The 11,438-nt window shown below is 55.7% G+C and carries 7 protein-coding genes and 2 pseudogenes; 8 read left to right on the top strand and 1 reads right to left on the bottom strand.

Features of this window, described 5'->3' with window-relative positions:
* Positions 1-2: 2 nt before the first annotated feature.
* The 8 genes and pseudogenes from G9X64_RS12715 to G9X64_RS37355 all read left to right on the top strand — a co-directional run.
* Positions 3-1,019 (top strand): ABC transporter permease, encoded by a 1,017-nt coding sequence (locus G9X64_RS12715; RefSeq protein ID WP_064843754.1) that lies wholly within the window; start codon positions 3-5, stop codon positions 1,017-1,019.
* A gap of 16 nt (positions 1,020-1,035) precedes the next feature.
* Positions 1,036-1,545, top strand: coding sequence for an NADPH-dependent FMN reductase (locus tag G9X64_RS12710; RefSeq protein ID WP_064843752.1), 510 nt, complete (start codon positions 1,036-1,038; stop codon positions 1,543-1,545).
* 15 nt (positions 1,546-1,560) lie between these two features.
* Positions 1,561-2,364 (top strand): 3,4-dihydroxy-2-butanone-4-phosphate synthase, encoded by an 804-nt coding sequence (gene ribB / locus G9X64_RS12705; RefSeq protein WP_081284273.1) that lies wholly within the window; start codon positions 1,561-1,563, stop codon positions 2,362-2,364.
* A gap of 6 nt (positions 2,365-2,370) precedes the next feature.
* A pseudogene (locus G9X64_RS37100) lies at positions 2,371-2,533 on the top strand (IS6 family transposase); the annotation flags it as partial.
* 357 nt (positions 2,534-2,890) lie between these two features.
* Complete coding sequence (locus G9X64_RS12695; protein WP_237359384.1) at positions 2,891-3,892, top strand: AraC family transcriptional regulator; 1,002 nt, start codon at positions 2,891-2,893, stop codon at positions 3,890-3,892.
* 271 nt (positions 3,893-4,163) lie between these two features.
* The gene (locus G9X64_RS12690; RefSeq protein ID WP_064843750.1) at positions 4,164-6,431 is read left to right on the top strand and encodes a methyl-accepting chemotaxis protein; all 2,268 of its coding nucleotides are present in this window, start codon (positions 4,164-4,166) and stop codon (positions 6,429-6,431) included.
* Positions 6,432-6,605: 174 nt separating this feature from the next.
* Positions 6,606-9,305 carry a sensor domain-containing protein gene (locus G9X64_RS12685; protein WP_064843748.1) on the top strand — a complete coding sequence of 900 codons (2,700 nt, stop codon included), beginning with the start codon at positions 6,606-6,608 and terminating at the stop codon, positions 9,303-9,305.
* Positions 9,306-9,355: 50 nt separating this feature from the next.
* Positions 9,356-9,695 (top strand): annotated as a pseudogene (locus G9X64_RS37355) (transposase family protein); the annotation flags it as partial.
* A 443-nt stretch (positions 9,696-10,138) separates the two neighbouring features.
* Here the strand turns inward: G9X64_RS37355 and G9X64_RS12675 are convergent.
* On the bottom strand, positions 10,139-11,308 hold the full coding sequence (locus G9X64_RS12675; RefSeq protein ID WP_064843746.1) for an ABC transporter substrate-binding protein: 1,170 nt from the start codon (positions 11,306-11,308) through the stop codon (positions 10,139-10,141).
* Positions 11,309-11,438: the final 130 nt, after the last annotated feature.

Genomic DNA, 11,438 nt, shown 5'->3' with positions numbered 1-11,438 from the left:
TAATGACTTCACTCACAACGGAACAGACGATGAGCCAAATCACAGGACGATCGGTAAAGCTTCAGCGCAGCATCGTAATTGGCTTTGGTCTGCTTGCCGCACTTCTCGTGTTGGGTACGATCCTTGTTCCGGGGTTTATCTCGCCCCGTAACGCGCGTTCGATATTGCTGCTTGCCGCTTTCCTGGGGCTTGCATCGTTGGGACAGACGCTATGTGCCATGGTTGGCGCGCTTGATCTCTCCATTCCATATGTCATCGGGGGAGCGAATATTCTCTTCCCAAGCCTGTTGGTCACCGGGATGCCTGCCTGGCTGGCCGTGATAGCGGTCGTTCTCCTGGGAGCAGCAATCGGGCTTGCGAACGGCTTTTTGAGCTTCAAGCTGCAGGGCCAGGCTCTCATCATGTCCCTTGGGGTCGGCTTCGCATTTGTCGGCGCGGTACAACTCTACACCTCCATCGGTTCCGACTACGGCGGAACGGTTTTCGCCCCCGTACCGGACTGGCTCCGCAATATCGCCGCGTTCAACGGGAAGACCTTCGGGCTGCCCCTGCCGCCAGTGGTACTGGTGTGGCTCCTCGTCACGCTCGTCACCATCTGGGCTCTGTATAACACATGGTTCGGCCGCTCCATCTACGCCGTCGGCGGCAGCAGGACTGCAGCGGCACGGCTTGGCATTTCCGAAACCAAGGTCTGGACCAGCATTCACGGTATCAGTGGGGCGATGTCGGCACTGACGGGCGTATTGCTGCTCGGGTTTTCCGGCGGCGGCTTCGTTGGCGTCGGAGACCCATATCTCTTCACCACCGTTGCGGCCGTTGTGATCGGCGGCACCTCGTTGCTCGGTGGCGCAGGCGGATACGGGGCAACCGTTCTCGGGGTACTCGTATTGACGATATTGACGTCCCTGCTGGTCGGGCTCGGCCTCAGCTTTGCCGCGCAACAGGCGATCGTGGGTTTGCTGATCGTGCCGATGGTGGCCGTCTACGCGCGTACCCCGCATATCCGCAACCAGATCTGATCGGAGGGCCGGCAAAATGAAGATTGTCGCGATAACCGGCAATGTCTCGCGCCCCTCCAAGACGCGGGCGCTCGGGGAATACGCACTCTCGAGCGTCTCGCCCGGCCACGGCCGGTATCTCTTTGACCTGGTCGATGTTCTCCCGGTGTTAGGAACCACGCTGTGGCGTTCGGAGGCTCCTGCTGGACTTGCGAACGTTCTTGACGCAATCCAATCTTCAGACGTCCTCGTTGTGGGGACACCGGTCTTCAAGTCCTCGATGACCGGTCTTCTCAAGCATCTTTTCGACCTCTTCGAAATGACAGCCCTGCAGGGTAGACCCGTTTTGATATTCGCAACGGGCAAGGCCGAGGCCCATGGCGAGCATGTCGAGGCTCACCTGCGCTCATTGATGGGCTTCTTCAAAGCCGAGGTTCGCGGTGACTTCATCTATGCGATGGACGGCGACTTCCCGGATTCGGCACCATCTGCGGAACTTCGGGAGCGGGTCGACCGCCAACTCGCACGCACTCTGGGCCATGGTTAGTTCAAGGAGAAGAACATGAAGTTTGCTTCCATCGAGAGCGCGGTTAAAGCAATCGCCGCCGGAGAGATGATCATCGTCGTGGACGACGAAGACCGGGAAAACGAGGGCGACATCCTCGTTGCCGCGGAGAAGGTGACGAACGATCATGTTGCCTTCATGATGCGTTATGCGCGCGGCCTGATCTGCGTTCCCTTGACCGGGGAGCGGTTGGACGAACTGGATATCCCGCTCATGGTGGAGCGCAACTCGGATTCCATGCAGACGGCGTTCACGGTCTCAGTGGACCTGATAGAAGGCGTATCGACCGGTATTTCCGCAGAAGACCGCGCCAAGACCATCAGGGCGCTTGCCAACGCATCGACGATGCCGGAGGAGCTGTCCCGGCCAGGCCACATATTCCCCCTGCGGGCAAACCCGTCGGGTGTTCTCGGACGCCCCGGCCATACGGAAGCCGCGGTGGATTTCGCTCGGCTCGCCGGGCTCGAGCCAGCGGGTGTTATCTGCGAAATCGCCAACGACGACGGCACTATGGCGCGTCTTCCCGAACTCAGCGAATTCGCCGCGCGCCACAACCTTCTCATGGTGACCATCGAAGCCCTGATCGATTATTGCCGCGAGATCGATGAACGCGGCCCTCGTTTAGAGGACGCGGGCGCGGCGGCGGCGCTGTCGAATGTTTCGTATCTGGCAAGCAGACGTACTACATGCCCCCAGCGGGAGAGCGGAACTACTGCGTTCGCAGTCTCTGATACAGCACAAGAAAAGTGCGTTTCGCAGGTGCCAACGGGGGGAACGGACCTTGGGTTCGCTGTGCGATGATTGGGCATGACAAACCGTGACCCGCTTTATCGCCCCCGCCGCTTTCCTGCTGAAATTATTGCGCACGCGGTGTGGCTTTCTTTCCGCTTTGCTTTTGCGCCTGCGGGTGATCGAGGCCATGCTGGCCGGTCCTGGGATCATTGTCTCGCACCAGACGATCCGCCTGTGGGCAGAGTAATTTGGTCATACCTCCGCCAACAACAAGCTTCGATCCTACCACGCTGTAAAACGAGAGTTCATGCCGGATGTAGCGCTTCGGCTCCACCCTGTTCCACACCCCACCCCATGACCTCACCACGAGCCATCGTCGCGAACTGGGAGTAGAAGCGATGAACCTATGGGCCCAAATTGCTCGCGCATCACTGACAAAATCGACCGGCGTCATGGGCTCGTCTCTTTGCCCTTAAGTCTAAGATTCCCGTCGAAGTGACGGCGAAGGACCGGCTGCAAACCCTCAATTGCCCTGTTCGCCCGTCGATGGCGAAAGGCCGACCTCATGCTTGGAAACCGTTTCGGGAAGGAAGTGATGATGTGGAGAGTTGAGAGTGTCCCCTCCAAGATTGACCATTTCTCGCTCAAAGGCACTTGCAGCGAGGAACTCGCGGAAGCGCTTTCCAGGCTTTCCCCGCAATCTCCAGCGCATGTACAGGGCGACAAGACGATCGCCTACGATATACATGCGATTACCAATGGCCCGATTGCAGTTATTGCCGCGCATTACGAGGGCGACCTAACGGTCCAGCACCAGGGACCGGCGGAGGCAAACATTATCATGCTTCCACTATATGGGCGATCGGTCGTTACCGTGGACGGCAGACAAATCCTGTCAGAGGGAAGGCGTGGCGTTTTCGTGAACAGTATGTCGGCGAGTACAACCCAATTCATTGGGCCCAGGAAACATTTGGGTCTTAGGATCTCCCATGATGAGCTGACGCGCCGTTTAGCACGTCGGCTCAATACGCCAATAAGAGGCAGCCTCGATTTTTCGCCAGAAATCGACCTATCGGTCGGGTTCGGCTCCCTTTTGGTGCAACTGGTACCAGTGCTTTATGCTGGATTACGAGACGGAACCCTCCTTCAATCGCCGATAGCACTTAATCTCCTCACCGAAACGACGATAGAGCTTTTGATCGAAGCTGCGCAGCATCGCTACTCACCTGAGTTATGCCGCGTTGCTGAACCACCCTTACCCAAGGCCGTTAAGCGGGCGGTCGACTATATGCGTGCCAATATTGCTCGGCCGCTATCTCTTGAGGAAATCGCAACGGCTTGTGGCGTGAGCCGACGCACTCTTCAGAGCGGTTTTCGCAACTTCCGAAATACGACCCCTCTGGCATTTCTGCAGCACCTACGGTTGGAATCAGTGCATCAGGAACTGATGACAGGCGAGCCTGGCATCTCGGTCAAGCAGGTCGCTCTGAAATGGGGCTTCATTCATAGAGGCAGATTTTCTGCGGACTATCGCAAGCGCTATGGAGTATATCCCTCTGAAACATTGCGTATATCGGAGGCGGATTGCGCCGACTGATCTACGATCAGTCAGCGCGCTCGACCGTCTTCGAGGCTTGATAGCAACAGAACTCTCCAGCAAACCGACTGGCTCGGCCCAAGATCTGTCTTGCAGATGATCCCCTGAACGCAACGATGTTCCGATCTGCGCAACGCAGTTTCAAATCAGTACAGGGGTTAATCATATGGTAAGTCTGCCGAGCTCATCTCATATGTAGCGGTCGATTTCACAATGTTCTTGACCGCGTCGCTAATGGAATCCGGTGTAATTTATAGTCCATGAGGAACGTATGTCCAGACTGCCGCTATCCCTACTTTTAATGATTTTGGCAATTATTCCGTTGACGGCGTTCGTACTCATCGGAGTATCAACATCACTGGGATATTACCACGAATATTCTATGTTCCGAAGCGCACAAACAACGCAGCAACTTGGGCGGGAAGGCGGATTCCTCGCCCAGGCTATAGCGGCGGAAGCGTTTGCAGGCGCCGACGTCCGTCGGGCGAAGCGAGCCGCATCGGACAGGGCTTTTACAGCGGTCTTTTCCGCTTACGACTCTTGGAAAAAGGCATTTGACGATCCGGCCATAGAACGGGCAGTGCAGATCATTCGTGAAAGGCGAGACAATATCGATAGCTTCCGCCGGCGCATCGATGACGGAACGGCGGGCGAGGCGGAGGGAGCCGTTGCCTTGCGCCCAGCTGCCGTTGCGGGTTTGGAGCTCGTCCGTCGCACTGGGGCGACTGTCAATAATTTGAATTTGGCACGCCAAATTACCGGTTTTCACGCGCTGATGCAGATCACGGAAGCTAGTTTGCTGGAGATCAGGCCCGGCCGAGCTTTCATCAAAAATTCAGCGATCTCCGTCGATCTATTTTCGTCCCTCTTACAATCAAAAAATCTAAAGCAGCTTTATGTGCCTACGATGCACGAATTTCTCCCTGCCGATCTCGTCAAATCTTATGACGACTTCGAGGCCAGCGCCGCAGGCAAGTTCATCGCGGGCGTTCGCGATCAGATGTATGCGAACCAGCCGGGCGTTTCCTTCCCCCCCGAGACGTTGGATCGATGGAATGAAATCACCCAACAGCGGGCTGCTTTGTTGACCGAGCTCATAATGCGCACCGGCGACAAGTTGGACGAGATGGCATTTCAGCGGTACGCCGATCTTCGCAATGCCTTTATCGGCTACTCCGGCGCCACGCTTCTGATCATGTCTACGGTACTCATTCTGTGCATTTCGGTCGTTCGGAGAATTTCAAATTCCATTCGGACTCTGACAAGCCGAATGAAGGCACTCGCAGAAGGCGATACGTCGGCGCCGGTACCCTTGACGATCCGACGCGACGAGATCGGGGACATGGCGCGTTGCCTTGAGTTTTTCCGCGGCGCGGCCATACAAAAAAATCAAATGGAGACATCCGCGGAAGCTGAGCGCATTCGTTCTGAGAAAGAGAAGCTGGATATTCAGATAAGGGCTGAAAAAGAAGCAGATGAGCGCCTCGTTCGAGCGACGACGGCATTGGCAACCGGGTTGAAGCGGATGGCGGATGGAGACTTGATTTATGAGATTGAGGAGCCGTTAGCGCCACAGTTTGAAAGGTTGCGCGGCGATTTCAACGCTTCCATTCGTCAGCTCCGGGACGCGCTTGTTACCGTCGGCCATTCAGTCGAAACGGTCACGAATGGCAGCTCGGGCGTCTCGGCCGCATCTGAAAATCTTTCAAGACGCACCGAGCAGCAGGCGGCTTCGCTCGAGGAAACTGCAGCGGCGTTGGAGGAAATAACCGTCAACGTTGCATCGACGACAAAGAGGACGGCCGAGGCGCGCGGAGCCGTCCAACAGATGCGAGATCATGCGGAAATGTCCGGTCGGGTTGTACGCAATGCTATCGGAGCCATGCATCGCATTGAAAACTCCTCCAAACAGATTTCGCAGATCATCAGCGTCATCGACACGATCGCCTTTCAAACGAACCTCCTGGCGCTGAACGCCGGCGTCGAAGCAGCGCGTGCTGGCGACGCGGGAAAAGGCTTTGCGGTTGTTGCCCAGGAGGTCAGGGAGCTTGCGCAGCGCTCAGCGACAGCGGCAAAAGAAATCAAGGATCTCATCGGCAATTCAGCTCTGGCCGTCGACGAGGGCGTAAGGCTCGTGAGCGAAACCGGATCGGGCCTGAGAACGATTGAAGAGCTTGTGCAGGATGTAAATCTTCATATGGACGCAATCGCAACGGCCTCCCAAGAACAATCGTCGGGCCTGCGCGAGATCAACGGCGCGGTTAATCATATGGACCATGCCACTCAAGAAAATGCGAGCATGGTCGCGGAGATGAATTCTGCAGGATCACACCTCGCCCAAGAGAGCCAAAGCCTAGCCGCGCTGTTGAGACATTTCCACTTCAAAGACGAGAGCGGGGATTTCAAGCCACAGAAGGTCTCGGGCGAACCTGGCAAGAGTTTCCCGGCCGGTCAGACAATGGTTGACCGCGGAAACTATCCGATGCGCCGCGGTAACCTGGCGCTCGCGCCTTCGAATGATGATTGGCAAGCGTTCTAAATCATATGGGCGGCGTCGCCGACCACAGTCAAATACACATCTTTGATGATTGTGAACGAGAGCGATATCCCGGTGGGGTAGCGGCATGGTACTCCGCCAAATGACTTGTGCGGTCCTAACAAAACCCTGGCTTGACGCATGATTGTTCAGCCACGTTACAAGAGGACTTGGCACATGAAACAGATACGTCAATCGGAACTAACATCCCGCCTCGGACAGCCTGTAGAAACGCAGATGGCGACTGATGCTCAAAACATCCAGGGGCGTCACGCCTTACGCAATGCGGTCAATGCCAGTCCTCCGCTTGCTACGGGCACGGCACCGCCATTTTCGGAGGCCTCCATTGTCCGGCCATCGCCCGGTCACGACGAGGATGTCGCGAGGCTTGGGCAACCCTTTGAGAAGTCTTTTCGGGCGCCCCCCCGGCAACCTGAGACAAACGTCGACATGCCATTCAACGCCGAAGAGATGTCCAGTGCCGTCGTACTCGACGCGATCCCGCTACCCGTCTTCTTCAAGAACAGAGATGGGGTACACCTTGGTTGCAACAGGGCGTTTGAAAGCTTCTCCGGTCGCTCAAGAGCAGAGATTATCGGAAAAACCGTTTTCGATTTGGTACCCGCACCCATAGCCGAGACGTATGCCGCGTTGGACGAGGCGCTTTTTGCAAATGGCGGTGTTCAGCAATATGAAGCAAAGGCCACCGCCGAAGATGGTGGCGTAGTTGATCTTTTACTCAGCAAAACAGCGATCACTGATATAGCTGGCAATAGGGTCGGCTTGGTTGGCGCGATGTTGGACATCACAGAGCGGAAACGTACGGAGCATGATCTCAAAGAGGCTCTTGAATTCGCAGAGGGAATTATCGCCGCCATTCCTGACGTTCTGTTCGAGGTAGATGCCGACGGTCGCTACCTGCAGGTCTGGGCCAGGGATCAGGAGCTCCTGGCGCAACCAAAAGAAGTGCTGCTCGGCAAGCTTGTCCGCGATTCGCTCCTTCCAGATCAGGCCGACATCGCTATGCTGGCTCTTGAAGAAGCCGATGAAACCGGCGCCTCCTACGGTCGATGTATCCGTATCGCCCTTCCAAATGGCGAATCCCGTTGGTTTGAACTGTCGGTCGCAAAGCGACCAAGCAGCAATCACTCAACCGTCACTTTTCTTGTGTTATCTCGCGATATTACAGAGCGAAAGCACGCCGAGGGAACAATCATTGAAGCTCGGACTCGCCTCTTGAGTGTACTGCAGACCATTCCGGACATGGTATGGCTGAAAGACGTAACAGGCAAATATCTGTTGTGCAATCATGCCTTCGAAGGATTGGTCGGCAAGGCAGAAGCGGAAATCGTCGGGAGAACGGATTATGATCTGTTTACTCCCGAACTCGCCCAGTTTTTTCGGGACAAGGATAAAGAGGCCATGCAAGCCGGCCGTATTCTCATCAATGAGGAACGGATCACCGATCACGAGGATGATCGATCAGTGCTTTTGGAAACTCGTAAGGTTCCGGTATTCGCGGGGGGAAAGCTGACCGGGATTCTCGGCGTGGCCCGCGATATCACCGAACTGGACACGTCCCGTAAGAAAATCCGTCAGATGGCATTCTATGATTCTCTGACCGGCCTCCCTAACCGGACACTTTTCAATGAGCAGTTACGCGAGATGATCAGGGACGCGGCTTCGGCGGGCCAGCGAGCCGGGGTGATGCTAATCGACATGGACCATTTCAAAGCAGTCAATGACACTATGGGACATCCCGTCGGTGACGAGTTGCTGCGGCAGGTGGCGACCCGCTTGAGAGAAGGCGTCCGTACTACCGACACAGTGGCGAGACTCGGTGGCGATGAGTTTGCTGTCTTGCTTCCGAATGTTAAGGACACTGAGGATTTGGCTCAAATTGCCAGCAGAATGCTCGCCGCATTCGGAGAACGTTTCATGCTTTCCGACAGGGAGTTCTTTGTATCCTGCAGTATTGGGATATCGGTATTTCCAAATGACGGCGACGCACCCGACGATTTGGTGAAATATGCGGATTCTGCGATGTATCTGGCAAAGCGTTCTGGGCGTAGCAACTTCCGCTTTTACTCAAGAGATCTCACGATTGGGGCTGAAAAGCGCCTGGCGCTCGAATCAGACCTACGCCTTGCTATGAAACGTGGGCAACTTGAACTCCATTATCAGCCAAAGGTCCTTTTGGACAACGGAAAGGTGATCGGTTCAGAAGCCCTGCTTCGATGGCATCATCCGAAGGTGGGAATGATCCCTCCGGGCGAATTCATAGGTGTCGCCGAGGAGACCGGATTGATCATCGATCTGGGACGCTGGGTGCTGCATGAGGCGTGTCTGACGGCTGCCGCCATGAACGCAGATGGACTGTCCCCGCACAAGATCGCGATAAATTTGTCTCCCAAGCAGTTTCAATGCCCGCATTTGTCGCAAACGATCGCGGACATATTACAGGAAACCGGTTGTCGTGCGGAGTGGATCGAGGTCGAAATAACTGAGAGCCTCCTGCTCCACAACTGTGAGGGCGTTTCGACGACACTCTCTCAATTGCATGCGAGCGGAATTTCCATAGCGATCGATGATTTCGGCACCGGCTACTCATCTTTGAGCTATTTGGCCAACTTTCCCATTGATACCCTCAAGATCGACCGGTCATTCATCAATCGATCCGACAAGCGTAGTCGGGAACTGGTGAAGGCAATTCTCTCGATTGCGCGTTGCCTAGGGCAAAATGTGGTCGCTGAGGGCGTGGAGACGGTTGAACAAGAAAAATTCTTGACTGAAAGCGGCTGCGCTGTGGCACAGGGCTTCTACTATAGTAAGCCCATTCCGAAGTCCGAACTTCTCGTCGCGAACGCACGCCCCTGAGGGCATCGTGACGGCAACGGACCTTGGGATTTGTCGTGCGATGATATGGCATGATGGATCGTGACCCACTTTGTCGCCGCGAGCCCTTCTTGCTGAAATTATTGGCTACGCGGTGTGGCTTTAGTTCCGTTTCGTTTTTGAGCCTGCGGATGGTCGAGGACATGCAGGGCCGCTCGTGGGATCATTGCCTCGCACCAGACGATTGGCCTGTGGGCAGGGCACTCTGGTCGTACCTTCGCCAACGACATTCGCCGCCGCAGTTCCGGTCGGCTCGCCCACAAGTGGCATCTGGATCAGACCGGTGTTTCGATCCGTAGCAATAAGCATTGGCTCGGACGAGCCGTAGATCAGGACGGATTTGTTCTGGATGTGCTCATACAAAGCCAGCGACGTACCAGACGGCCATGCGGGCCGCACATCAGCCGGCTGATGACCTCGTTCCATTCCAATCCTGATTGTTGCCGTGCCGCTGTTGATTGTGCGCGTGAAGCATGCGCTCGAGGCCGAAGCATAAATCTCACGGAATTTGATGTTCCGGCGTGAAGGGCGCGCCGGGACCATCAGTTCAGAGCGCAAATAAATGGTTATTTCACCCTTAGTTTCAACAGGTTAGAAAAAAGCAGATAAGGGTTATTATGGAACAGGATCAGTAATAGCCAGTAGAATATCCCCAGCATCCGGGGCGAGAGTGCCCAGGCCGGGCACATCGTCGTTCCTTCGGAACCGGATCGTTTCTAGAATTCCTGCTGACGCGACCAGCGGCATCTCCCATGTCATCAACCCCGCCCGAGGCCGGCCGGGGTAGCGTTTCACTGCCTACACAGCACGCAAGATCAGTTGGTGGGTCTCCAGGAAAGCGGATCTGCTGGATTGTCGAAAAATTTAGCGGCAGCGTCAGCAGTCCACCAAGCTGCATCCTTCGGTTCGAGCCAGTCTTCACTATTAGGGTCGCAATCAGCTGGCAGATCCGATTTTACATCATCAATCGTGTAAGGAATCGCCGGTCGCAGAATAGACTGTATCTTCGGACCTTGACCCTCCAGAGTGCGCATCATCACGTCCCATACGAAACGAGCCTCGGAGCGCGGCGGCCAGAAGTGGAAGCTCCTGCTTACAAATTCAGGATTCTTACGCCAGTAGCATGATGCCGAAGCCTCTCCGCCAAGCACGACCGGCACAATCTCGCGCCCGGACTGGCGGACGGCGTCGATCACACCAGACTCGGCTCCCGACTGAACAATAATACCATCAATTCGGCCAGGGTTGGCGGCAAGGAACTTCTGAACTTCGGATTGTGCGACGCTGTCTGTCCATTTCCCGTCAACTTGTCCCACGACGTTGATCTCGGGATAGTACTCCAAGGCTTTTGTGGCGCCGGCCTGAAAGCTGTCTGAGGAGGCGAAGCCAGTGATTCCGGACACAAGCAGCACATTGCCGCTACCTTCGATCTCTTCCGCCAACCACTTTGACGCCTCAAAACCGCCCTGCATGTTATTCTCTGTCGCATTGATTGCGAACGGCGACGTCACATAACCGGAGTATGAGATAACAGGCACGCCCTTCGAATGGGCGTACTCTATTGTCGGGTTGAGCGCTGTAAGGTTGGAGCAGCATATGATTATGGCGTCGACACCATCATCTACCATCTGCCGCATTTGGCTGATCTGGGCGCTATCATCGAGATTGGACTGCGTAACGACGAGCTCGGATACCAGCCCAGCCTTCTTGAAAGTCGGCAGAAGCTTGTTTGTAAATTCATCAAGGACGTTCGCACGCCATGTGTTATCAGCGTAGCTCGAGGCGTAACCAATTTTCCACGGTGGCGCTCGCTTTGCTCTGAAATTCCGAAACACAGACTCTCCCGTGGGCAACCGCGGGTCCAATAACTCGTAGGTCTTCCGCTCTTCCCGCGGCAGTTCACTGAGCCCGCCAGCCTTCGCCGTCAGCGGGATGGCCAGGGTTGCAGCGAGAAAAAATCCAATTATCAACTCACGTACGCACACGGATAGGCACCTTTCAAAGTCTGAGCACTGGATGATAGTTTCGTTGTCTTAAGGTTGGCCCGGGCCGTGCTGAATCCTGCGCGACGGAGAGCGACAAAGAGCTACCAGGAGAGAGACCGGCGCATCGAAG

This window comes from Rhizobium sophorae (assembly GCF_013087515.1).
Taxonomy (GTDB): domain Bacteria; phylum Pseudomonadota; class Alphaproteobacteria; order Rhizobiales; family Rhizobiaceae; genus Rhizobium; species Rhizobium sophorae.
Note: the sequence above shows the minus strand (reverse complement) of the source record. Positions and strands in the feature narration are given on the sequence as shown.

Coding starts and splice junctions, on each gene's coding strand:
- G9X64_RS12715 (WP_064843754.1), top strand. CDS start 3: ATGACTTCACTCACAACGGAACAGACGATGAGCCAAATCACAGGACGA.
- G9X64_RS12710 (WP_064843752.1), top strand. CDS start 1,036: ATGAAGATTGTCGCGATAACCGGCAATGTCTCGCGCCCCTCCAAGACG.
- ribB (WP_081284273.1), top strand. CDS start 1,561: ATGAAGTTTGCTTCCATCGAGAGCGCGGTTAAAGCAATCGCCGCCGGA.
- G9X64_RS12695 (WP_237359384.1), top strand. CDS start 2,891: ATGATGTGGAGAGTTGAGAGTGTCCCCTCCAAGATTGACCATTTCTCG.
- G9X64_RS12690 (WP_064843750.1), top strand. CDS start 4,164: ATGTCCAGACTGCCGCTATCCCTACTTTTAATGATTTTGGCAATTATT.
- G9X64_RS12685 (WP_064843748.1), top strand. CDS start 6,606: ATGAAACAGATACGTCAATCGGAACTAACATCCCGCCTCGGACAGCCT.